This window comes from Pseudomonas juntendi (assembly GCF_021560075.1).
GTDB lineage: Bacteria > Pseudomonadota > Gammaproteobacteria > Pseudomonadales > Pseudomonadaceae > Aquipseudomonas > Aquipseudomonas juntendi.
Genome location: NZ_CP091088.1, coordinates 5,080,347 through 5,102,510, shown reverse-complemented (window position 1 = coordinate 5,102,510; position 22,164 = coordinate 5,080,347). Strand labels below are relative to the sequence as shown.

Annotated in this window: 20 protein-coding genes and 2 pseudogenes; 14 read left to right on the top strand and 8 right to left on the bottom strand. The window is 63.8% G+C overall.

What is annotated here, in order from left to right; genetic code table 11:
• Window position 1: 1 nt before the first annotated feature.
• The 8 genes from gspG to L1P09_RS23525 all read left to right on the top strand — a co-directional run bounded on the left by gspG (window position 2) and on the right by L1P09_RS23525 (window position 4,676).
• Window positions 2-448: a type II secretion system major pseudopilin GspG gene (gene gspG, locus L1P09_RS23560; protein WP_009684967.1), complete on the top strand. Its 447-nt coding sequence runs from the start codon at window positions 2-4 to the stop codon at window positions 446-448.
• Window positions 445-909, top strand: coding sequence for a type II secretion system minor pseudopilin GspH (gene gspH, locus L1P09_RS23555; protein WP_054904614.1), 465 nt, complete (start codon window positions 445-447; stop codon window positions 907-909). Before gspG ends, gspH begins: the two co-directional genes overlap by 4 nt.
• Entirely contained in the window at window positions 887-1,270 is a 384-nt protein-coding gene (gene gspI, locus L1P09_RS23550; RefSeq protein WP_192441218.1) for a type II secretion system minor pseudopilin GspI, read from the top strand. The genes gspH and gspI overlap by 23 nt, the downstream gene beginning before the upstream one ends.
• A complete protein-coding gene (gspJ, locus tag L1P09_RS23545) occupies window positions 1,257-1,835 on the top strand; it encodes a type II secretion system minor pseudopilin GspJ (protein ID WP_235768183.1) in 579 nt (192 codons plus the stop codon). The genes gspI and gspJ overlap by 14 nt, the downstream gene beginning before the upstream one ends.
• Complete coding sequence (locus L1P09_RS23540; RefSeq protein ID WP_054904613.1) at window positions 1,832-2,689, top strand: type II secretion system minor pseudopilin; 858 nt, start codon at window positions 1,832-1,834, stop codon at window positions 2,687-2,689. Before gspJ ends, L1P09_RS23540 begins: the two co-directional genes overlap by 4 nt.
• Complete coding sequence (gene gspL, locus L1P09_RS23535; RefSeq protein WP_235768182.1) at window positions 2,682-3,791, top strand: type II secretion system protein GspL; 1,110 nt, start codon at window positions 2,682-2,684, stop codon at window positions 3,789-3,791. Before L1P09_RS23540 ends, gspL begins: the two co-directional genes overlap by 8 nt.
• Window positions 3,788-4,267, top strand: a complete 480-nt coding sequence (locus tag L1P09_RS23530; RefSeq protein WP_232892338.1) for a hypothetical protein — start codon at window positions 3,788-3,790, stop codon at window positions 4,265-4,267. The genes gspL and L1P09_RS23530 overlap by 4 nt, the downstream gene beginning before the upstream one ends.
• Before the next feature lie 61 nt (window positions 4,268-4,328).
• Window positions 4,329-4,676: a YgiW/YdeI family stress tolerance OB fold protein gene (locus L1P09_RS23525; RefSeq protein ID WP_235768181.1), complete on the top strand. Its 348-nt coding sequence runs from the start codon at window positions 4,329-4,331 to the stop codon at window positions 4,674-4,676.
• A 36-nt stretch (window positions 4,677-4,712) separates the two neighbouring features.
• On the opposite strand, the gene L1P09_RS23520 is transcribed toward L1P09_RS23525, so the two are convergent.
• A complete protein-coding gene (locus tag L1P09_RS23520; RefSeq protein ID WP_054904609.1) occupies window positions 4,713-5,957 on the bottom strand; it encodes an MFS transporter in 1,245 nt (414 codons plus the stop codon).
• 107 nt (window positions 5,958-6,064) lie between these two features.
• On the opposite strand from L1P09_RS23520, the gene L1P09_RS23515 reads away from it, so the two are divergent.
• The 4 genes and pseudogenes from L1P09_RS23515 (at window position 6,065) to L1P09_RS23505 (ending at window position 8,275) form a co-directional block, all read left to right on the top strand.
• Entirely contained in the window at window positions 6,065-6,994 is a 930-nt protein-coding gene (locus L1P09_RS23515) for a LysR family transcriptional regulator (RefSeq protein WP_235768180.1), read from the top strand.
• Window positions 6,995-7,010: 16 nt separating this feature from the next.
• Window positions 7,011-7,784, top strand: coding sequence for a ParA family protein (locus L1P09_RS23510; RefSeq protein WP_009684980.1), 774 nt, complete (start codon window positions 7,011-7,013; stop codon window positions 7,782-7,784).
• A gap of 13 nt (window positions 7,785-7,797) precedes the next feature.
• Window positions 7,798-7,929, top strand: a pseudogene (locus L1P09_RS26190) (type II toxin-antitoxin system HigB family toxin); the annotation flags it as partial.
• The gene (locus tag L1P09_RS23505; protein WP_235768179.1) at window positions 7,919-8,275 is read left to right on the top strand and encodes a helix-turn-helix domain-containing protein; all 357 of its coding nucleotides are present in this window, start codon (window positions 7,919-7,921) and stop codon (window positions 8,273-8,275) included. The pseudogene L1P09_RS26190 and the gene L1P09_RS23505, both read left to right, overlap by 11 nt.
• A gap of 3 nt (window positions 8,276-8,278) precedes the next feature.
• On the opposite strand, the gene trxC is transcribed toward L1P09_RS23505, so the two are convergent.
• The 7 genes from trxC to betI form a co-directional block, all read right to left on the bottom strand.
• A complete protein-coding gene (gene trxC / locus L1P09_RS23500; protein WP_054904607.1) occupies window positions 8,279-8,713 on the bottom strand; it encodes a thioredoxin TrxC in 435 nt (144 codons plus the stop codon).
• 78 nt (window positions 8,714-8,791) lie between these two features.
• On the bottom strand, window positions 8,792-10,252 hold the full coding sequence (gene selO, locus L1P09_RS23495) for a protein adenylyltransferase SelO (protein ID WP_054906262.1): 1,461 nt from the start codon (window positions 10,250-10,252) through the stop codon (window positions 8,792-8,794).
• Window positions 10,253-10,379: 127 nt separating this feature from the next.
• Complete coding sequence (gene mscK / locus L1P09_RS23490; RefSeq protein ID WP_235768178.1) at window positions 10,380-13,688, bottom strand: mechanosensitive channel MscK; 3,309 nt, start codon at window positions 13,686-13,688, stop codon at window positions 10,380-10,382.
• Between the two features lie 35 nt (window positions 13,689-13,723).
• Window positions 13,724-15,466: a potassium/proton antiporter gene (locus L1P09_RS23485; RefSeq protein ID WP_235768979.1), complete on the bottom strand. Its 1,743-nt coding sequence runs from the start codon at window positions 15,464-15,466 to the stop codon at window positions 13,724-13,726.
• Between the two features lie 155 nt (window positions 15,467-15,621).
• Window positions 15,622-17,313 carry a choline dehydrogenase gene (betA, locus tag L1P09_RS23480; RefSeq protein WP_009684987.1) on the bottom strand — a complete coding sequence of 564 codons (1,692 nt, stop codon included), beginning with the start codon at window positions 17,311-17,313 and terminating at the stop codon, window positions 15,622-15,624.
• 157 nt (window positions 17,314-17,470) lie between these two features.
• Window positions 17,471-18,943: a betaine-aldehyde dehydrogenase gene (gene betB / locus L1P09_RS23475; protein ID WP_009684988.1), complete on the bottom strand. Its 1,473-nt coding sequence runs from the start codon at window positions 18,941-18,943 to the stop codon at window positions 17,471-17,473.
• 38 nt (window positions 18,944-18,981) lie between these two features.
• Window positions 18,982-19,638 carry a transcriptional regulator BetI gene (gene betI, locus L1P09_RS23470; RefSeq protein WP_009684989.1) on the bottom strand — a complete coding sequence of 219 codons (657 nt, stop codon included), beginning with the start codon at window positions 19,636-19,638 and terminating at the stop codon, window positions 18,982-18,984.
• 533 nt (window positions 19,639-20,171) lie between these two features.
• On the opposite strand from betI, the pseudogene L1P09_RS23465 reads away from it, so the two are divergent.
• Together L1P09_RS23465 and L1P09_RS26465 are read left to right on the top strand one after the other, a co-directional pair.
• Window positions 20,172-21,709 (top strand): annotated as a pseudogene (locus L1P09_RS23465) (BCCT family transporter).
• Window positions 21,654-22,118 carry a hypothetical protein gene (locus tag L1P09_RS26465; RefSeq protein WP_390898555.1) on the top strand — a complete coding sequence of 155 codons (465 nt, stop codon included), beginning with the start codon at window positions 21,654-21,656 and terminating at the stop codon, window positions 22,116-22,118. Before L1P09_RS23465 ends, L1P09_RS26465 begins: the two are co-directional and overlap by 56 nt.
• Window positions 22,119-22,164: the final 46 nt, after the last annotated feature.

Below are 22,164 nucleotides of genomic sequence, written 5' to 3'. Positions count from 1 at the left end.
CATGTCCCTTCGTGCTACACGCCACGCGCAACGTGGCTTCACACTCATCGAAATCATGGTGGTGGTCATCATCCTGGGCGTGCTTGGCGCGCTGGTACTGCCCAACGTGATGAGCCGTCCCGACCATGCCAAGCTGACCGCGGCCCGCACCGACCTGCAGTCGATCGCCACCGCGCTGGAAATCTATCGGCTGGACAACGGCCGTTATCCAACGTCCGCGCAGGGCCTGGACGCCTTGGTCACACGCCCCAGCGTGGCGCCATTGCCGCGCAACTGGAGTGCCCAGGGCTATCTGAAGCGTACGCCTACCGACCCTTGGGGCTCGCCTTACCAGTACGTGAACCCGGGCAGCCGTTCGAACCAGGGGTATGACCTTTACTCGCTGGGTGCCGACGGGCAGCCGGGCGGCGAACAGATGGATGCCGATATCGGCAACTGGTCTGAATGAAACGGCCCCGCGCGCAAGGCTTCACACTGCTGGAACTGTTGCTGGTCCTGCTGCTGCTGAGCATCGTCATGGGCATGGCGGGGCTCGGTATCGGGCGCGACCCGCAGCGCCTGGCCAGCCAGGAGGCCAACCTGTTCCTGCAACTGGTGCAACACGCACGGCAACAGGCTGTGCTGGAGGGCGTGGCGCTGGGTATCCGAATCGACCCGCAAGGCTATCAGCTGCTGAAGGCCCGCGGTGACAGCTGGGAGCCCGCGGGCCAGCAGCGCGATATTGGCCTGGACCTGCGCCTGCAGATCGATGGGCTGCCAGTGCCACCCGCCGTGCCTGGCAAGGCGCCGCAACTGGTGATGTACGGCAATGACGAGCACACGCCGTTTTCCCTGTATTTCGAGGCCGACACCGTGCGCCTGGTCTCCCTGTCGAGCGATGGCCTCAATGCCCCGCAGTTCCAGCCCTGAACGCGGCTTCACCCTGCTCGAGGTGTTGGTGGCGCTGGCGATCTTCGCGGTGCTGGCCGTGGCGGTGAGCACGGCCAGCCAGCGCATACTGGTGCAGTCGCAGGGGTTGCAGGAGCGTCTTTTTGCCAGCTGGGTCGCCGACAACCACCTGCTGGAAATGCGCCTGCAACCGGCCCTGGCGCCCGGCCAGCGCAGTGTGGAGGTGATGTTCGGCCAGCGTCGCTGGACGCTGCAGGAAAGCCGCCGACGGCTGGGCGGGGCTGGCCTGCTGGAGGTCGAGGTGCGCGTGGGCCTTGCGGCCGATCGCCAGGTGTTGCACCAGGCCACCGGGTGGCAGGGGGGCAGCGATGCGTCACGCTAGGCCCCGCCAGCACGGTTTCACCTTGATCGAACTGCTGCTGGCCATGGCCCTCTTTGCCTTGTTGGCGGTGGGCAGTGCGCGTGTGCTGGATGTGGTCATGCGGGCCGAGCGTGCGCGCCAGGCCCAGGCCGAGCAGTTGCATGCGTTGGGCAGGGCCATGAGCCTGATCCAGCGCGATGCCTTGCAAGGGTATTTGCCGGCGAGCCTGGGCAAGGGCGGTTACGGCATCCTGTTGAACGGCGACCGGGCCCATTGGCTGACCCGCGAACCCGACCACCAGGCGCTCAAGCGCAGCGAACTGAGGGTGGTCGAATACTGGCTCGCCGACGGCGTGCTGTGGCGCCAGCGGCGCACCCAGGGGCAGGGCCAGCCGCGCCCGCAGCGTTTGCTCGAAGGTGTGGGCGAACTGCAGTGGCGCCTGCATGTACCCGGTAGCGGCTGGCAGGCGCATTGGCCAATGGCCCAGCGCCGGGCCCTGCCACCGCAGGCGCTGGAGGTGACCCTGTCCACCCGGCGCTTGGCGCAGATTCGGCGGGTACTGCCGCTTGGCGGGGCCAGCCAGTGAAGCGTCAACGGCAGAAGGGGCTGGCGCTGATTACCGTGCTGCTGGTGATGGCGCTGCTGACGTTATTGGTAGCCGGCATGTTGCACAGCCATCGCCTGCTGCTTGGCAGTGTTGCCCAGCAGCTCGAAGCCACGCGCCTGTTGCGCCTGGCGCAAGCCGGCGAACAACAGGCGCTTGCGAGCCTGCGGGGTGAGGTAGGGGAGATCCTGCAGGTGACCCACGGGCGGCAGGGCTGGGGCCAACCCCGTGTGTTGACCTTGGGCGAAGGCCGGGTGCAACTACAGCTGGAGGACCTTGCAGGGCGCTTCAACCTCGGCGCCCTGACCGCAGGTAAAACCCCCGACCCCTTGCTGCTCGAGCGTTGGCAGCGCCTGTGCCATGCACTGCAGGTGGCGCCGCCGGCCTTGGAGGCGCTGGCGGGCCAGCCGCTGCTGGACCCTACCCAGTTGCGGGCCCTGCCGGGCGTCACTGCCGAGGTGATGGCGCGTTTGCAGCCTTGGGTAGTGGTGTTGCCCAAGGAGGCGCGGCTCAACATCAACACGGCCCCGGCACGCCTGTTGGCAGCACTGGCGGAGTTGTCGCCAGCGGTGGCCGCCGACCTGGTACGGCAACGCCCCGAGGCGGGCTACCCGACGGTGGAGCGTTTTCTGGCCTCTGCGCAATTGGAAGGCGTGGGCGTGAACAGGCGCGGGCTTGCCGTGACCAGCCGCTGGTTTCGCCTTGAGGTGCAGGCGCAGCAGGCAGGGAGGCGCATGTACCTGTACAGCGACCTGGAGATCGACTTGAACACGCACCAGGTTCGTGTGGTGCGGCGTGTGTTTACTGCAATGCGGGAGCGAAGAGCAGATGAGTGAAACCTGGCTGTACCTATTGCCCGCGGGCGTTGCGGCGGCCGATGCGCAATGGCCGGTGTGGCTGCGAGCAGCCGATGGCAGCGTGCGCAAGACGCGTCTGGACGCGCTCGGGGCGACCCTGGCCGGCCCTGTGATCCTTGTCTTGCCGATGGAAATGCTCGGCAGTTGCGAAATCGGCCCCGTGCCAGGCAAGCGGCCGAAGCCTGAAGCATTGGCCTACGCCGCCGAAGAGCAGTTGGCAGCGGCGCTGGAATCGGTGCACCTGGTTTTTGCCGCAGCGGATATGCAAGGGCACCGCCGTGCGCTGGTGGTAGAGCGTCAGGTGCTGCGCAATGTCTTGGCCTTGTTGCAAACCCTGGGTATCGACCCGGCCGCGGTCCATGTCGACGCCGACCTGCTGGGTGGCGAGCAGCCCAGTGCACTGTGGCTTGACGGGCGCTGGCTGGTGGGCGGTCGAGGTGGGCCGTGGCTGGTCGCCACGCCCCAGGCAGCCGAAATCGTGGCACGGCAATTGCCGCCGATGGCCTGGCAGGCGGCCGCTGCCGATGGCGGGCAACCGCTGGTCAACCACGGGGTCGACAATGCCTTCCAGACCTTGCTGCAAGGGCGAGCCAAGGCGCTGGACCTGCGCCAGGGGCCATTCCGCCGTCAGCGCCTGGCGTTACCCTGGTCGGCGTTGGCGGGCGCAGTGCTGCTGGGCTTCGCCATGCTGTGCGTGGCCGATCATTGGCGTGTCGAGGGGCTGTTGCAGCGCGTGGCTCAACAGCATGCCGAAAACGTTCAGGCATTCCAGCGGTGGGCGCCCGGGCAGCCCGTCACCGGTGACCTGGCGGTGCGCGTCAGGGCGTTGCAGGCCGGCCCTCGTGCGACCACCCGCGTGGAAGGCCTGGCGGCCGTCGCGCAGCCGCTGGTGGAAACCGGCAACATCACCCTCGAGCGGGCCGCGTTCAGCCCGGCGCAAGGGTGGCGAATGGATGTGCTGGCCCTAGGGTTCGATGACCTCGAGCGCTTGCGCCTGCTGGCCCCTGCCGTGCTGATGGACCAGGCCCGGCAGACCGCCCAAGGGGTGCGGGCAACCCTGACCTGGAGCGGGACTCGATGAAGCGCAGGTTTGAGCAGGCCCTTGCTCGCCAATGGCAAACGCTACCTGCCACTCGCCGGGCACTGATCAGGGTCACGCTATGGGGTGTGGCCATGCTGGTGCTCTGGCAACTGGCCTGGGTGCCTGGCAAGCAGCGCTTGCTGCAGGCCGAGCTTGCCCATGGGCAGGCGCTGGAGCTGGCCGGGCAGTTGCAGCAGGTGGCGTCAGCGCCGGTCGGGGGGCGCAAAGCGGTGCGGGCACTGACGCCCGCCGCGCTCAATGAGCGTGCCTTGGCCGCCGGTTTGCGCGTTGTCGCGCTGCAGGCTCGGGCCACGCAGCTCGACGTCAGCCTCGAAGGCCAGCCCACGGCAGTGCTGAGCTGGCTGCACACGCTGGAACGTGACGGCGCACAGCTGCGCAGTGTGCAGCTACAGGTGACTGGCGCGCAGTTGCAGGTGCAGCTGGCGCTGGAACTGGACGAAGCCTGGGGCGATTAAGATTGGATTCAGCCAGCTTCGGTAGGCTGTTCCCATCCAAACCGAAACAGGACCTGCCTCCATGAAAGCCCGTTACCTTGCCCTGATCCTCGCCCCGCTGTTCAGCACTGCTGCCCTGGCTGCCGGCTATACCGGCCCGGGTGCACAAGCGGTAACCACCGTGGCCGCTGCGAACGATGCCGCCGATGACACGCCGGTGGTGCTGCAGGGCTTCGTCACCAAGAAGATCAACAACGACGACAAATACGAATTCAAGGACAACACCGGCACCATCACCGTGGAAATCGATGATGAAGACCTGCCACCGACGCCATTCAACGACAAGACCAAGGTCAAGCTGACCGGTGAGGTGGAGAAACACCTGATGAGCCGTGAAGTGGATGTGGATATCGTCGAAATCATCAACTGATTCCCGGGCCAGTTCGCGGGCGTGCCCGCGAATGCCTCACGCCGACTTCGGTGGTAACTTGCTCAGGTGTAGCGCTACCAGCAACGCCACTGCCAGCAAGCTGCCTATGAACAGGCCGATGCCATTCCAGCCCCATTGGTGCCAGAACACCCCGCCCGCCGTACCGGCCACGCTCGAGCCGGCGTAATAGCTGAACAGGTACAGCGACGACGCCTGCCCTTTGGCCTTCAGCGCCCGCCGGCCGATCCAGCTACTGGCCACCGAGTGCGCGCCAAAGAAGCCGAAGGTGAACACCAGCATGCCCACGATCACCATGGCCAGTGGGCTGGCCAGGGTCATCAGCAAACCACACGCCATGACCACGATGCTGGCCCAGAACACCTTGCGTCGGCCCAGCTTGTCCGCCAAGGCGCCGACCTGCGCCGAGCTGTAGATGCCGGACAGGTACACCACCGACAGCAAGCCGACCAGTGCCTGGTTCATGTGGTAGGGCTCGGCCAGCAGGCGGTAGCCGATGTAGTTGAACAGGGTGACGAAGGCACCCATCAGCAGGAAGGCCTCCAGGAACAGCCAGGGCAGGCCGGCATCCTTGAAATGCATGACGAACCCGTCCAGGAGGCTGCGCGGGCTCATCGTTTGCGGGCGGAAATTGCGTGACTCCGGCAGCACCTTCCAGAACACCAGGGCGGCGCCCAGGGCCAGGCCACCGATGGTCAGCATGGCTGTGTGCCAGCTGACGAAGTCGATCAACACGCCAGTGATCAGCCGCCCGCTCATGCCGCCAATGGCGTTGCCGCCGATGTACAGGCCCATGGCCAGGCCAATGTGCTGGGGGTGGATCTCTTCGCTCAGGTAGGTCATGGCCACTGCTGCCAGGCCGCTCAGCGACAGGCCGACCAGCGCGCGGGTGGCCAGCACCAGTTCCCAGCTCGGCATCACCGCGCTGGCCAGGGTGGAGAGCGCGGCGCACACCAGGGCGAACACCATCACCGGCTTACGGCCGATGCGGTCCGAGATCGGACCGGTGACAAGCAGGCCGAACGCCAACATCGCGGTCGACACCGACAGCACCAGGCTGCTCTGTGCGGCGTTGATGGCGAATTCTTTAGACAGCAACGGCATCATCGGCTGTACGCAATACAGCAGGGCGAAGGTAGCGAAGCCGCCGCTGAACAGGGCCAGCACGGTCTTCATGAAGGCGGGGGTGCCTTTTTCGATCCACATGTCGGTCAAGGTGGCAGGTTCGAGTTGGATGGGCTGCGCGGCTACAGCAGTTTTCACGGCGGGTACCTCTGGTGCAATGAAAAAAGCATATAGCTGGCTAATGATTAGATCCAATATATTGTTCGACCTATTTAAGACGTTGTGCGACTTGTTTGGAGCGAACCATGGAACTGCGCCATCTGCGTTATTTCATTGCCGTGGCAGAAGAGCTGCACTTCGGCCGCGCCGCCCAGCAACTGGGCATTTCGCAACCGCCGCTGAGCCAGCAGATCCAGGCGCTGGAACAGGAGCTGGGGGCGCGCTTGTTCGAGCGCACCAACCGCCGGGTCGAGCTGAGCGAGGCAGGCCGGCTGTTCCTGGGCGAGGCGCGTCAGGTGCTGGCGCAGGTGGAGAAGGCGGCGGATGTGGCGCGGCGTGCACAACTGGGTGAATTGGGCGAGATGAAGATCGGCTTTACCTCCTCGGCCCCGTTCACATCGAAGATCCCCAAGGCCATTCATGCCTTTCGCCAGCGCTTCCCCGCAGTGCACCTGAACCTCAAGGAGTTGAGCAGCCGCGATGTTGCCGAAGGGGTGTTCGATGAGTCCATCGAAATCGGCCTGATGCGGCCAATGCCGCTGCCGGAAGGGTTGCTGGCCACCGAGCTGTTCCGCGAGCCACTGGTGGCGGTGATCAATGCCTCACACCCGCTGGCCGAAGCCAGCGGGCAAGGCGTGCACATGGCGGCGCTGGCCCATGAGCCGTTCGTGTTCTTCCCGCGCAGCTATGGCAGCGGCTTGCATGCGCAGTTGCTGAGCCTGGCGCGGCAGGCCGGGTTCAGCCCGCATTTTGCCCAGGAGGCAGGGGAGGCGATGACCATCATCGGCCTGGTGTCGGCGGGGTTGGGGGTGTCGGTGCTGCCGGCCTCGTTCCAGCGCATGCGTATCGAAGGGGTGGTGTACCGCACCTTGCTCGACGAGGGGGCGATGACCGCGGTGTGGCTGGTGCAGCGCGAAGGCGGCGGGTCGGCCATGGCCAAGGCGTTTGCGCAGCTGCTTCAGGCGAATAGCACTGGCCATGGCGGCGACACCGCCACATACTCGGGCATTCGTTGAAACACGGAGGTCAACCATGCGGCGCGTGGTGTTCAATCAGAAAGGTGGCGTGGGCAAGTCGAGCATCGCCTGCAACCTGGCGGCGGTCAGTGCCAATGAAGGCTACCGGACCCTGCTGGTCGACCTGGATGCCCAGGCCAACTCGACACAGTACCTCACCGGGCTGACGGGTGAGGATATCCCCATGGGTATCGCCGATTTCTTCAAGCAGAGCCTGTCCAGCGGGCCATTCAGCAAGAAGAACAAGGTGGATATCTATGAAACCCCGTTCGACAACCTGCATGTGGTGACTGCAACGCCTGAACTGGCCGACCTGCAGCCCAAGCTCGAGGCCAAGCACAAGATCAACAAGCTGCGTAAGCTGCTCGATGAGCTAGACGAGGATTACGAGCGGATCTATATCGACACCCCGCCGGCGCTTAATTTTTATGCAGTTTCGGCGCTGATCGCGGCTGACCGTGTGCTGATTCCCTTCGACTGCGACAGCTTTTCGCGCCAGGCCCTGTATGGCCTGCTGGCCGAAATTGAAGACCTCAAGGAAGACCATAACGAAGACCTCGTAGTCGAAGGCATCGTGGTCAACCAGTTCCAGTCGCGTGCCAGCCTGCCGCAGCAGATGCTCGACGAACTGCTGGCCGAAGGGCTGCCGGTGCTGCCGGTGTACCTTGGCAGCTCGGTGAAGATGCGTGAATCGCACCACGCCAGCCTGCCGCTGATTCACCTGGAGCCCAGGCACAAGCTGACACAGCAGTTTGTCGAGTTGCATGATTTGCTGGAGCGCAGCGAGTAGGTATCTAGCCCGCTTCCTTATTGGGGGTAACAAGTACCGGCTTGTGGTTGAGATGCAGTACCGCGCCGGTATCGCCTGGGTGAAGTTCGTCGGTACGCACAAGCGCTATGACGAGATTGACGTGGAGACAATCTGTGAATATTAAGCCGATTCGTAACGAGGACGATCCCCGAGCAGCATTCCAGCGCCTCGAAGCCATTTTTCAGTCTGAGGCGGGCACGCCTGAGGCTGATGAATTGGAAGTGCTTGTGACACTGATCGAAGTGTACGAGAACAGGCACTATCCCATTCACCCCGCCAATCCCATCGAGGCTATCAAGTTTTGTATGGATCAGCAGGGGCTCACGCCAAGAGATCTTGAACCGTACATCGGTCCAAGCGGGCGAGTTTCGGAAGTACTGAGCGGGAAGCGCGGGCTGAGCCTTTCCATGATCAAGCGCCTGCATGATGGCCTTCGCATTCCCTATGAGTCGCTGCTGGCAAGCGCTTGAAAACTAAACCCCCTGGCTGCGCACCCACTCCAACAACGCCTGGAGTGGAAACGCCCCGGCCTGGCGGCTGACTTCGCGGCCGTTCTTGAACAGCAGCAGGCTGGGGATCGAGCGGATGCCCAGTTGCCCGGCCAGGTTGCGGTTGGCTTCGCTGTCGAGCTTGGCCAGGCGGCAGCGGCCGGCCAGTTGGCGGGCGGCTTGTTCGAAGGTGGGGGCGAACGATTTGCACGGGCCGCACCAGTCGGCCCAGACATCCACCAACAGCGGTAGGTCGCCTTTGATTTGGCTGGCGTAGCTGGCTTCGGTGAGTTCGAAAGGGGCGCTCAGCAGGACCTGCTGTTTGCAGCGGCCGCATTTCGGCGCGTCGCCCAGGCGCTCGGCAGGCAAGCGGTTGAGGCCGTTGCAGTGGGGGCAGGGGATGACCAGTGGTTCGGACATGTTGGTTCCTCGAGATTATTGGGGCTGCTTTGCAGCCCATCGCGACACAAGGCCGCTCCCACAGGGGGGAAGCGCCAATCAGGAAGAGCAGCTGATTTCCAGGTGCTTGCCCCATTCCGGTGGGCGCTCGGCGTAGGCCTGCATCCCGGGTTGCTCCTCGAAGGGGTTGCTCAGTACCTGGTGCAGCCGCCGCACTTCACTGTAATCCCCCGCTTCAGCTGCCTCGATGGCTTTCTGCGCCAGGTAGTTGCGCAGCACGTACAACGGGTTCACTGCATGCATGCGTTCGCGGCGCCCCTCGGCATTGCCGGCTTCACGCTCGCATCGGGCCAGGTAATCGGCGCCCCAGGCATCGAAGCCGGCCAGGTCGATGAAGTCATTGCGCACCACCTTCAACGCTTCGGCCACCGGTTGCTCGCCCAGCCGGCGGAAGAACAGGTTGTAGTCCACACCACCGCGCTGCATGCACTGCAGCAGGCGCTCGACCAGCGCCATGTCGTCATCCTCAGCCGTGGTCAGGCCCAGGCGCCTGCGCATCAGGTCCAGGTAATGGGCCTGGTACAGTGGCAGGAACAGGCTCAACGCCTGCTTCAACGGCTCCACCTCGACCACCGTGGTCAGCGCCTGGGCCAGCGCGCTGAGGTTCCAGTGGGCGATGGGCACCTGGTTGGCGTAGCTGTAACGACCACGGTCGTCGGAGTGGTTGCAGATGAAATTGGCGTCGAAGTCGTCGAGGAAGGCGTACGGGCCGAAGTCGAAGGTAATGCCGAGGATCGACATGTTGTCGGTATTCATGACCCCGTGGCAGAAGCCATAGGCCTGCCAGCGGGCGATCAGGTCGGCGTTGCGCTCGACGATGGTGCGGAACATCGCCAGGTAAGGTTGCTCGGCGGTGCCGCACTCGGCGTAGTGCTGTTGCAAGACGTGGTCGAGCAGCACCCGTTGCTGCTCAGGCTGCTTGGTGTAGTAGAAATACTCGAAATGACCGAAGCGTACGTGGCTCTGCGCCACGCGGGTGAGCATGGCCGCGCTTTCCCGTGTTTCGCGCCATACCGGGGTGCTCGAGCCGATGACGCACAGCGCGCGGCTAGTGGGAATGTGCAGGGCGTGCAGGGCTTCGGAGGCGAGGAACTCGCGGATCGATGAGCGCAGCACGGCGCGGCCGTCGCCCATGCGCGAGTACGGCGTCTGGCCGGCCCCCTTGAGGTGCAGGTCCCAGTGCTGATTGGCTTCGTTCAGGACCTCGGCCAGCAACAGGCCGCGGCCATCGCCCAGGCGCGGGTTGTACGAGCCGAATTGGTGGCCGGAGTACACCATCGCCCTTGGGTCGGCCTGGTCCCACAGCTTGTGGCCGCTGAACAGTTCGGCGAACAGAGGCAGTTCGGCCTGGGCCGGGTCGAGGTCCAGCAGCGCCATGGCCGACTCGCTCGCCACCACCAGGCGGGGCTCGGCGAGGGGCTCGGGCAGCACCTGGGTAGAAAACGCATCGCCCAGGCGGGCGAAGCGGTTGTCGAAAGTGAGTTGGTCGAGGGCTTTCACGGGCTGCTCCTGGAAGTCGGTGCCATTGGGGCCGCTTTGCGGGGCCCAGCTGTGGGGGCTGGCTTGCCGGCGATCGAGGGCCAAGCCCTCGCAGGCATTCTGGGCGTTCATGCCCTATGGCGTCCACTCACACAGGTTGGGTGCCATCGGGTTTGGGCTGCTCCATCGGTATCAGCTGCTGCTTGCCGCCGGCTGCGTCCATCAGGAACACCTCGACCTGGCGTACCGAGATCTTGATGTCGTGCGCCTTGAACTCGCGGCTGATGAAGCGGTTGAGTTCATCCAGCGTCGGGTTGCGGTCACCCAGGTCGCGCACGTGCATGCGCAGTTCGTGGTCCAGCGAGCTCTCGCCGAAGTTGAGGAAGTACACGATCGGTTCCGGGTCCTTGAGCACCCGTGGGTTTTCATGCGCGCCCTTGAGCAGCAGCTCGCGCACCAGGTCGAGGTCGGAGCCATAGTCGATGCCCAGCTTCAGCGTGACCCGGGTGACCGTGTCGGTCAGCGACCAGTTGATCAGTTGGCCGGTGATGAAGGTCTTGTTGGGGACGATGATGTCCTTGCGGTCGAAGTCGGTGATGGTGGTGGCGCGGATACGGATCTTGCTCACCGTGCCCGACAGGTTGCCGATGGTGATGGTGTCGCCGATGCGTACCGGGCGCTCGAACAGGATCATGATGCCGGAGATGAAGTTGGCGAAGATTTCCTGCATGCCGAAGCCCAGGCCCACCGACAGCGCCGCCACCAGCCATTGCAGCTTGTCCCAGCTGACCCCCAGGGTCGACAGGGTGCTGACGATACCCACGCCGACGATGGTGTACGACAACAGGGTGGTAGTGGCGTAGGCGCTGCCCTGGGCCAGGTTCAGGCGTGACAGCACCAGCACCTCCAGCAGGCCTGGCAGGTTGCCGGCCAGGGCGAAGGTAATGCCGACGATCACCAGTGCCCCCAACAGGTCGCCCAGGCTGATGGGCACCATGCTGGCAGCGGCGCCGGTGCCGCTGGTGTATTCGTACAGCACGAAGTTGTTGAGGTAGGCGAACACCGAGAGCAGGTCGGCCCATACCCAGTACAGGCCAGCGATGAAACCGCCCAGCAGGGCCAGGCGAATCAGGCGCAGCGATTGCTGGTTGACCTGCTCGATGTCCAGGGTCGGCTCTTCGACGACCACTTCGCCGTCCAGCCCTTCCTTGGCCGCCGCGCGCTTGCTCAGTGCCCGTTGGTAGGCCAGGCGGCGGGCCGCAACCGACAGGCCGCGCACGAAGGCGGCCTCGATCACCAGCCAGAACAGCAGCAGGTAGAGGGTGTAGATCAGCCGGTCGGTGAGTTTCAGGGCGGTGTAGTAGTAGCCGAAGCACACCGCGACGAACAGGGCGATAGGCAGCGCAGTGAACGCCACGCCGACCGCCTTGCGGAACAGCGAAGTGTCACGGTGCGCCGGGCTGCTGAGCAGCAGGCGGCTGAGCAGCCAGGCCATCAGCGCATAGCAGGCCAGCACCACGCCAATACCCAGTACATCGTCGGCCAGCGCCGACGGCTGGTGCTCGGCCACCGCCACTACCCCGACCAGGGCCAGCACCACGGTGCCCAGGCGGCGTACCCAGCCCCGCAGGAACTCGACCTGCGGTTTGTACCAGCGGAAATGCACTTCCGCCACGCCGCCGGGTGCAAGGATGCGGTAGGCGGTATAGAACACCAGCCACGCCTGGGCCAGTTGCCACAGGGCCGCGCCGAGGTTGGCGTTCTGCCCGCGGGCGTCGATTTGCAGGGCGTAGCTGCACAACGCCAGGACAAGGCTGACCGGCATCGCCAGCAGGATATTGATAAGAATCGCCTGTGGCGTATGCCACTGGCTGTCGCGGCGGAAATGGCCAATGTCCTGGTGCACCTTGCCCAGCCGTTGGTACAGGTACTTGCGCCGCCACAACAGAGCGCCGATCACCAGCAACAGCGGCAGGAACAGCAGCGGCCGGTGGCTGAGGCCGTCGGTCAGCTCGCTCAGGCTGGAGGCCCACGGCAGGTTGGCGACCTGGTCGGCCAGCCGTTGCGGCACGGTGCGCAGCCAGTCCCAGTCCAGGGGCTTGTTGCTGGGGATCCAGAACATCTGCTCGTCGAGGGTGGTGCGCAGGCTCTGGGCAGTGCCCAGCAATTGTTTCTGGTTGAGCTGCAGGGTGATCGATTCGTTGAGCAGCGCCGAAAGCTCGCGGTTCAGCCGCTCCAGCAGGTCGCTGCGGGTGATCGCCAGCTCCAGCAGGGCCTTGCGCAGCTGCGGGGTAACCTGTTCCTGCGGTTGGGCTGCCAGCAGCTTGTCGACATAGGTCACCGGGTTGCTCATCACCTCGCGCTGCTGGCTGACCTCGAATTGGTACAGGCGGGTGTCGGCGATCTGGTCGGCCAGGTCACGGTCGAGTTTCAGGTGTGGCAGGGTCTGTTTCTGTTTGTAGAGGATCTTGGACAGCAGCAGGCTGCCCTTGAGCACGTTGATCTGCTCGTCCAGCGCCTGGTCGGCCTGGGTCAGGCTGTCCAGTTGCTGCTTGGTGCGTAGGTTCTGCTGGGTCAGCTCATTGAGGCGGTCGGTGCTTTTGAGCAGGTAGTCGGACAGCTTCAGGTTAGCTGCGCTTTCGGTGGCCAGCAGGCTGCTGCCGCCCGCCTTCTGCGCCTCGATCGATTGCTGGGTGACCGTTTCCTGGGACTGGGCCAGGCGCTTGTCGTTGATCAGCGTCTGCAGGTCCTGGATTTCCTGCTCCAGACGCGCGGCACGCTCGATCAGCAGGTCATGGCGGGCGTTGCCAAGGTCCTGCAGCACGCTGTTGCCGGCCAGTTCCTGGCGGCGCAGCAGGGTCAGCGCGTTGAGCGAAGCCAGTTCTGCGTTCAGCTGGTTGCGCTGGTCGGCGTTGATCGACTTGCCACCGTCCTTGCCGGTCTTGAGGATGCTGTTGATCTGCTGGGCGCGGGTCTGGTTGCTGCTGATTTCGGCCTGGGCACGTTCGGGGCGGGTCTGCGAGTTGATGATCAGGCTGTTGGCGTCGGACAGCGACTTCTGCAGCTCGCCCTGCTGGGTGTTGCGCTCGCTGAGCATCTGTTCGAGCTGCTGCACGTTGAGGTTGGCATAGCGCTGGGCAACCGGCTGAACCTTGGTTTGCTTGAGCCGGGCCAGCTCTTTCTGGCTGTCGTCGGTTTCCTTGGGTGCGGCACTGAGTTGCTGCTTGAGGGCGGCCAGCTTCTTCTCGTTGTCGTCCTTGCTGGCCAGCAGGCTCAGGGTCTGTTCCAGCACCTGCTGCAAGGCCTTCTGGTCGGCCTCGGGCAGCTTGCGCTCGGCGATCTTGTCGAGGCTGTTCTGAATGCTGGCAGCCGTTGGCGGCTCTGCCGCGGTGGCCGCGAAGGAAAGGGCCAGGCACAGCCCGAGCAGGGCTGGGCGAAGGTATGCGCGCAGGGACATAGGCAGACTACTTGTGGATCCGGCAGAAACGAAGTTTAGAGGAACAATCCTGGTCCGGGTCGCGTTCCTTCGGGGAATCTGACGCCCACTTTCTGGATCTTGTTCCCGACCATGGTCGCCACGGTCCAGATCGTGCCGTGCCATTCCACCTGGTCACCTACTACTGGAGCGCCTCCGACCTTCTGTCGGATGAATTGCGCCAGCGGCATTTTCGCGTCCAGGCCATCGAGTTTCAGGCCATACAGTGCGGCCACCGCACCCAGTTCGGCATCGCCTTCAAGAACGAAGTCGCCGAAGAAGCGCAGGTCCAGGCCACGCTGCGGCGCCTGGCTGAACAGTTTGCCCAGCGCCGGCAGGTTGTGTTCGTGGCCGATCACGCAGAGCATGTCGTCGACCTCCAGCACGGTGCTGCCAGAGGGGTGCAGCAACTGCTCGCCGCGGAACAGGGCGGCGATGCGTGTGCCTTCCGGCATCTTCAGCTCGCGCAGGGCGGCGCCGATGCACCACTTCTCCTTGCCCAGGCGGTAGACGAACATTTCCCACTCGCTGGTGATGTGCACCTCCAGCGCAGAGCGGGAGATGGGCGCCGGATCCGGTGGTACCGTCACCTTCAGCAGCTTGGCCATCCACGGCAGGCTGGTGCCTTGCACCAGCAGCGACACCAGCACGATGAAGAAAGCCAGGTTGAAGAACAGCTGGGCGTCCGGCAGGCCGGCCATCAGCGGGAACACCGCGAGAATGATCGGCACCGCGCCGCGCAGGCCAACCCACGAGATGAAGCCTTTTTCGCGGCCGTGGAAGGCCTTGAACGGCAGCAATGCCGCCACCACCGACAGAGGCCGCGCCACCAGGATCATCCACAACGCCAGGCCCAGTGCCGGCAGGGCAATGGGCAGCAGGTCGTGCGGTGTCACCAGCAGCCCCAGTACCAGGAACATGCCGATCTGCGCCAGCCAGGCCATGCCGTCGAGCATGTGCAGGATGCCATGGCGGCTGCGAATCGGCTTGTTGCCCAGCACCAGGCCGCACAGGTACACAGCCAGGAAGTCGCTGCCGTGCAGGGCGTTGGTCAGCGAGAACACCACCAGGCCACCGGCCACCACCAGAATGGGGTAGAGGCCACCGGCCAGGTTGATCCGGTTGACCATTTGCAGCATCAGCCAGCCGCCGCCCAGGCCCAGCAACCCGCCGATGCCGAACTCGCGCAGCAGGTGGGTGAGCAGGCTCCAGTGCAGGCCGGTCTGGCCGCTGGCAATCATGTCGATCAGCGTAACTGTCAGGAAGACCGCCATCGGGTCGTTGCTGCCCGACTCGATCTCCAGGGTGGCGGTAACCCGTTCGTTCAGGCCCTTGCCGCCCAGCAGCGAAAACACCGCTGCGGCGTCGGTGGAGCCGACGATGGCGCCGATCAGCAAGCCCTGGATCAGGCTCAGGTTGAACAGCCAGGCAGCAACAAGGCCGGTCAGGGCGGTGGTGATCATGACCCCGACCGTGGCCAGCGACAGTGCCGGCCATAGCGCTACGCGAAAGCTCGCCACCCGTGTGCGCAGGCCGCCGTCGAGCAGGATCACCGCCAGGGCGAGGTTGCCCACCAGGTAGGCGGTCGGGTAGTTGTTGAAGATGATGCCGCCACCATCGACACCGGCGACCATGCCCACGGCGAGAATGATGACCAGAATAGGGATGCCCAGGCGCGACGACAGCGAACTGACCAGAATACTCGCGCCCACCAGTAATGCGCCGATCAGGAACAGGCTGTTGATGGTGCTGGCATCCAAAGGCAGGTACTCCGGGATAACGCTGGAAAGGGGAATGACTGGCAAGTCGCGTGCCAATCGATTCTAACCTGATGAATTGGCAGCATGTAAAGCGTTTCTGCAGATGTGCAAAAGGCACCGCGGTGGGTGCCTTTTGTCATGCTGCCGGTGCAGGCTTACGCCTGCTTCACTTCACGCATCGGCTTGCCTTTGACCGGGGCATCACCAGCCACGTAGTACTTGGCGGTGCTGCGTGGCAACGGCTTGCGACCACGGATCTTGTCCGAGATTTTCTCGGCAATCATGATCGTGGTGGCGTTGAGGTTGCCGGTGATGATCAACGGCATGATCGAGGCATCCACTACGCGCAGGCCCTGCATGCCGTGCACACGGCCTTCGCCATCGACCACCGCCATGTCGTCGGTGCCCATTTTGCACGAGCAGGACGGGTGGAAGGCGGTTTCGGCGTGCTCGCGGATGAACTTGTCCAGCTCTTCATCGGTTTGCACATGCGCGCCGGGGCTGATTTCGCGGCCGCGGTACGGGTCCAGTGCCGGCTGGGCCATGATTTCGCGGGTCAGGCGGATGCCGTCACGGAATTCCTGCCAGTCCTGCTCGGAGGACATGTAGTTGAACAGGATGCTCGGGTGCTGGCGCGGGTCTTTCGACTTGGCCTGGATGCGGCCGCGGGACGGGGAGCGCATCGAACCCATGTGCGCCTGGAAGCCATGCTCCTTCACGCCATTGGAACCGTTGTAATTGATCGCCACCGGCAGGAAGTGGTACTGGATGTTCGGCCACTTGAATTCAGGGCGGCTGCGAATGAAACCGCCAGCCTCGAACTGGTTGCTGGCGCCGATGCCGGTGCCGTTGAACAGCCACTCGGCACCAATGGCCGGCTGGTTCCACCACAGCAGCGACGGGTACAGCGACACCGGCTGGGTGCAGGCGTACTGCAGGTAAAGCTCCAGGTGGTCCTGCAGGTTTTCACCCACGCCCGGCAGGTCGTGCACCACCGGAATGTCGAGGCTTTCCAGCAGGGCACGCGGGCCAACACCGGAGCGCTGCAGCAGCTGCGGCGAAGCGATGGCGCCGGAGCTGACGATCACTTCCTTGCGGGCACGGGCTTCTACGCGCTCTTCGCTGTCGCCCACCAGGTAGGTGACGCCAACCGCGCGCTTGCCTTCGAACAGCACACGGTCGCTGAGGGCGTGGGTCACGATGGTCAGGTTCGGGCGTTTCTTGGCCTGGTCCAGGTAGCCACGGGCGGTGCTGGAGCGGCGGCCGTTCTTGGTCACCGAACGGTCCATCGGGCCAAAGCCTTCCTGCTGGTAGCCGTTGAGGTCTTCGGTACGCGGGTAACCGGCCTGTACACCGGCTTCGACCATTGCGTTGAACAGCGGGTTGTTGCCTGCTTTGGGCGTGGCGACGCTGAGCGGGCCGTCACCGCCGTGGTAGTCGTTGGGGCCGATGTCGCGGGTTTCGGCCTTGCGGAAGTACGGCAGGCAGTCGAGGTAGGTCCAGTCTTCCAGGCCTGGCAGTTCTGCCCAACCGTCGAAGTCCATGGCGTTGCCGCGGATGTAGCACATGCCGTTGATCAGCGACGAACCACCCAGGCCCTTGCCGCGGCCACACTCCATGCGGCGGCCGTCCATGAACGGCTCCGGGTCGGTCTCGTAGGCCCAGTTGTAGCGGCGGCCTTGCAGCGGGAAGGCCAGGGCTGCTGGCATCTGGGTGCGGAAGTCGAAGCGGTAGTCGGGGCCGCCGGCTTCCAGCAGCAGTACGGTGACGCCGGCATCTTCGGTCAGGCGGGTGGCCAGTGTGTTACCGGCGGAGCCGGCACCGACGATGATGTAATCGTATTCCATGGCATTTCTCCGAAATGCAGCGGCAAGCTTCTAGCTACAAGCTGCAAGAAAAAGCAGCTGGGCGAAGCTTGCGAATGGATGGTATCTGCAAGGGCCGGCGGTCTGACGCCGACCGGCTCTTTCTTGCAGCTTGAAGCTTGCGGCTTGCAACTGTCGGTCAGAAGACCGAGTTGTAGCCGCCCAGTTCGACCTGAACCGACTTGATACGGGTGTATTGGGCCAGCGAGCTGACGCCGTTTTCACGGCCTACGCCCGACTGCTTGTAGCCACCGACCGGCATCTCGGCCGGCGATTCACCCCAGGCGTTGATCCAGCAGATACCGGCTTCGAGCTTGTGGATGATGCGGTGGGCGCGGGTGATGTCGTTGGTGCAGACACCGGCGGCCAGGCCGTAGTCGGTGTCGTTGGCGCGGCGGATCACTTCTTCCTCGGTTTCATAGGTGAGGATGCTCATCACCGGGCCGAAGATCTCTTCCTTGACGATGGTCATGTCGTCGCTGCAGTCGGTGAACACGGTCGGGGCCACGAAGGCGCCTTTGGCGAACTCACCGGTGGTCAGACGCTCGCCGCCGCACAGCAGGCGGGCACCTTCCTCTTTGCCCTTGGCGATGTAGCCCAGCACGCTTTCCATGTGCTGGAAGCTGACCAGCGGGCCGAAGTTGGTGTTTTCGTCTTCCGGGTTGCCGACGCGGATGCGCGCAACGCGCTCGGCGATCTTGGCTTCGAAGGCAGCCTTCATTTCAGCCGGGATGAACACGCGGGTACCGTTGGTGCATACCTGGCCCGAGCTGTAGAAGTTGGCCATCATGGCGATGTCGGCGGCCTTGTCCAGGTCGGCATCGGCGCAGATGATCAGCGGCGACTTGCCGCCCAGTTCCATGGTGACTTCCTTGAGCGACGAGCTCGAGGCGCTGGCCATGACCTTCTTGCCGGTGGTGGTGCCGCCGGTGAAGGAGACCTTTTCGATGCGGGGGTGCTCGGTCAGCCAGGTACCGACTTCACGGCCGCTGCCGGTCAGCACGTTGAACACGCCATTGGGCAGGCCGGCTTCGGTGTAGATCTCGGCCAGTTTGAGGGTGGTCAGCGACGTGACTTCCGATGGCTTGAAGATCATCGCGTTGCCAGCGGCCAGGGCCGGGGCGGATTTCCACAGGGCGATCTGGATCGGGTAGTTCCAGGCACCGATACCTACGGTCACGCCCAGCGGCTCGCGGCGGGTGTAGACGAAGGACGACTCACGCAGCGGGATCTGCTCGCCCTCGATGGCCGGCACCAGGCCTGCGTAGTACTCCAGCACATCGGCGCCGGTGACGATGTCGACATAGCGGGTTTCCGAGTACGACTTGCCGGTGTCCAGGGTTTCCAGCATGGCCAGCTCGTCGTTGCGCTCACGCAGGATGTCGACGGCGCGGCGCAGGATGCGCGAGCGCTGCATGGCGGTCATCGCAGCCCAGACTTTCTGGCCACGCTCGGCGCTTTCGACGGCTTTCTCGACGTCAGCCTCGGTCGCACGCTGCACGTGGGCAAGGACTTCGCCGGTAGCCGGGTTGATGGCTTCGAAAGTGGCATCGCTGCCAGCGTCGACGTAAGCGCCATCGATGTAGAGTTTTTGCGTTCCGAAACGGGCCATAGTGTCCTCGCAAGTGCAGTGTGTGGTTTGGCTTTGCGTCACGCTCCTGCCGGGTGGGCAAGGGCCGTGCGCGCTTGTTCAGCAGCCGGGTCGTTGGTGCCCAGGGTGTGCTGCTTAGCCAGTTGTAGATCCATGTATTCGTAAGCAATCCGTACTGCCTGGCCAGTGTCGAATGCATCACCCGACAAGGCACCGCGCAGCCACAGACCGTCGATCAGGGCTGCCAGGCCACGGGCGGCCTTGCGCGCATGGTAAAGCGGCAAGGCACGGCGAAACTGGCAACACAGGTTAGAGTACAAACGGTGGTCGTTGATCCGTTGCAACCTGTGCAAATCGGGCTGGTGCATGCTGGAAGCCCAAAAGGCCAACCAGGTTTTCATCGCCGGGCCGTTCACCTGGCTGGCATCGAAGTTGCCCTCGATGATCACTTTCAGGTGAGCGCGCGGGCTGTCGTCCGTCAGGGCCTGGCGACGTGCTCGAACGCCTTCGTTGAGCATATTCATGATGTAACCCATCGTCGCTGCTATCAGGCCGTTCTTGTCCCGAAAGTAGTGACTGATGATGCCGTTCGACACCCCGGCCAAACGGGCAATCAGCGCAATGCTGGCGTCCCCCAGGCCGACCTGGTCGACAGCCTGCAACGTGGCTTCGATCAACTGCTGGCGGCGGATGGGTTGCATACCGACCTTGGGCATCTTGCTATCTCCTCAGGCCTGCGAGCAGGCGACAGGCGGCTGACTCGGCGAAGACCAGTCTATTTTGTTTTGATTGAACGTTCAATCAATAAAGAATAAGCTCTGCGACAATTTGTGCCATTGACAGTCTTTCAGGTCGTCGAGCAGGCACGAATTGACACCCCAGGAAATCGCGTAACCCCCGTAATACAAGGCGTTGACGGGCATCAGCGATGCGAAATGCAGATTCTGCCACGTGGCCCCGGCCCTGCGGCGGGCCCTTGGAGCGGGCGGGGTGATCTGTGACAAATGCGCGCACCCAGCGGGTAAAGCGTGGCATTTGCAGCAGACCACCTGTCTGTTTTTTGCAACGTATCGATTCGGGATCACGGTTTCCAGGGTGCTTTTATAACACCTGATGCAGTGGGGATATTCCACCAATTGCTCGGGAAAGAATGATTAGCCTCCACAGCCGCACTGCCCGGAGCATTCGTGCAATGAGTTCTGCCTCACTTACCAAGCCCCCCGCCGAGAGGGTACGGGTCAACCGCGTGGTGTTCTTCACCTCGGCGCTGATGATCCTTGTTCTGACTGCCTTGCTGATCGCTGTACCCGAAACTGCCGGCCAGGTGCTGGGCGTGGCCCAGAAGTGGCTGACGCGCACCTTTGGCTGGTACTACATGCTGGTGATCTGCGGTTACCTGCTGTTCGTCGTCTACCTGGCCTTCTCCGATTACGGCAGCCTCAAGCTCGGCGGCAAGGACGACCAGCCCGACTTCAGCTATGGCGCCTGGGCCGGCATGCTGTTCTCCTCGGGCATCGGTATTTCGCTGCTGTATTTTGGCGCCTCCGAGCCCCTGGACCACTACTTCAACCCACCGGAGGGCACCCCGGCAAGCCTCGAAGCTGCGCGCCAGGGCCTGCAGCTGACCTTCCTGCACTGGGGCCTGCATGGCTGGGCGATCTATGCGCTGGTCGGCCTGGCCGTGGGCTACTTCGCCTACCGGCATAACCAGCCGCTGGCGCTGCGCTCGGCGTTGTACCCCCTGGTCGGCGAACGTTGGGTCAAGGGTGCCGCCGGCAATGCCGTGGACATCTTCGGCATGTTCGTCACCCTGTTGGGCCTGGTCACCAACCTGGGCATCGGTGCCATGCAGGTGTCGTCCGGGCTGGAGTACCTGTTCGGCATGGACCACAGCAAGACCAACCTGCTGGTGGTGATCCTGGTGATGGCTGGCGTGGCTACCGTGGCGGCGGTTTCGGGTGTGGAAAACGGCATTCGCCGCCTGTCCAACCTGAACATCATGCTGTTCAGCGGCTTGCTGATCTTCGTCCTGCTGGGCGGCGAAACCCTGCACCTGCTGAACGGCTTCGTGCAGAACGTAGGCGATTACCTCAACGGTATCGTGCTGAAAACCTTCGACCTGTACGTGTATGAGGGCGAGGCTGGCAAGTCCGAACGCTGGTTGGGCCTGTGGACCGTGTTCTACTGGGCCTGGTGGATCTCCTGGGGCCCGTTCGTAGGCATGTTCATCGCCCGTATTTCCAAAGGCCGCACCGTGCGCCAGCTGGTCATGGGTGTGCTGCTGATCCCGCTGGGCTTCACCTTGGCCTGGTTGTCGATTTTCGGTAACACGGCGCTGGACCTGGTGATCAACCAGGGCGCGGTCGAGCTGGGCAAGACTGCGCTGGAACAACCCTCGATGTCGATCTACCAACTGCTGGAATACTTCCCGGCAGCCAAGCTCGTGATCGGGGTGGCGGTGTTCGTTGGCTTCGTGCTGTTCCTGACCCCGGCCGATTCCGGTGCGGTGATGATGGCCAACCTGTCCTGCAAAGGCGGCAAGGTCGACGAGGATGCCCCGCACTGGATGGTGGTGTTCTGGTCGGTGGTGATCACCCTGGTGACCATCGGTTTGCTGTTCGCCGGTAATTTCGAGGCCATGCAAACCATGGTCGTGCTGGCGGGCTTGCCATTCTCGGTGGTGCTGGTGCTGTTCATGTTCGGCCTGTACAAGGCCATGAAACAGGACGTGGTGGTAGAGCAGGAGCGCGCCGAACTGGCTGCCCGTGGCCGACGTGGGTTCAGTGAGCGGCTGACCCAGCTGGAGCTGCAGCCGACCCAGGCCGTGGTGCAGCGCTTCATGGACAAGCAGGTCAGCCCGGCCCTGAAAGAGGCTGCTGCGCAGTTGCAGACCCTGGGCTTCGACGTGGAGTCCCGTGTCGGCCAGGCGCGCGACATGATGGGCCTGCGGGTGATGATGGAAGAAGGTAACCCGTTCGTCTACGAAGTGAGCCTGGACGGCTACCTGGCGGCACCCAGCGAGGCGCCGGTGGAAGGCGAGCCGGAAGTCCGTCAACGCTTCTACCGTGCCGAGGTGTACCTGCACGACGGCAGCCAGGAGTACGACCTGATGGGCTTTGCGCCCGAGCAGATCGTGCGTGACGTGCTGGACCAGTTCGAAAGCCATCGCCAGTTGCTGGGGCGAGTGTACAGCTGACGCTGCTGCAATGAAGAAAAGGCCTTGCCCACCGTGCAAGGCCTTT

Excerpts from the sequence above, each read along its gene's own strand:
- betB (WP_009684988.1), bottom strand. The coding sequence starts at position 18,943 with ATGGCCCGTTTCGGAACGCAAAAACTCTACATCGATGGCGCTTACGTC.
- trxC (WP_054904607.1), bottom strand. The coding sequence starts at position 8,713 with ATGTCCGAACCACTGGTCATCCCCTGCCCCCACTGCAACGGCCTCAAC.
- L1P09_RS23530 (WP_232892338.1), top strand. The coding sequence starts at position 3,788 with ATGAAGCGCAGGTTTGAGCAGGCCCTTGCTCGCCAATGGCAAACGCTA.
- mscK (WP_235768178.1), bottom strand. The coding sequence starts at position 13,688 with ATGTCCCTGCGCGCATACCTTCGCCCAGCCCTGCTCGGGCTGTGCCTG.
- betA (WP_009684987.1), bottom strand. The coding sequence starts at position 17,313 with ATGGAATACGATTACATCATCGTCGGTGCCGGCTCCGCCGGTAACACA.
- gspJ (WP_235768183.1), top strand. The coding sequence starts at position 1,257 with ATGCGTCACGCTAGGCCCCGCCAGCACGGTTTCACCTTGATCGAACTG.
- L1P09_RS23515 (WP_235768180.1), top strand. The coding sequence starts at position 6,065 with ATGGAACTGCGCCATCTGCGTTATTTCATTGCCGTGGCAGAAGAGCTG.
- gspL (WP_235768182.1), top strand. The coding sequence starts at position 2,682 with ATGAGTGAAACCTGGCTGTACCTATTGCCCGCGGGCGTTGCGGCGGCC.
- gspI (WP_192441218.1), top strand. The coding sequence starts at position 887 with ATGCCCCGCAGTTCCAGCCCTGAACGCGGCTTCACCCTGCTCGAGGTG.
- gspG (WP_009684967.1), top strand. The coding sequence starts at position 2 with ATGTCCCTTCGTGCTACACGCCACGCGCAACGTGGCTTCACACTCATC.
- betI (WP_009684989.1), bottom strand. The coding sequence starts at position 19,638 with ATGCCCAAGGTCGGTATGCAACCCATCCGCCGCCAGCAGTTGATCGAA.
- L1P09_RS23525 (WP_235768181.1), top strand. The coding sequence starts at position 4,329 with ATGAAAGCCCGTTACCTTGCCCTGATCCTCGCCCCGCTGTTCAGCACT.
- L1P09_RS23510 (WP_009684980.1), top strand. The coding sequence starts at position 7,011 with ATGCGGCGCGTGGTGTTCAATCAGAAAGGTGGCGTGGGCAAGTCGAGC.
- gspH (WP_054904614.1), top strand. The coding sequence starts at position 445 with ATGAAACGGCCCCGCGCGCAAGGCTTCACACTGCTGGAACTGTTGCTG.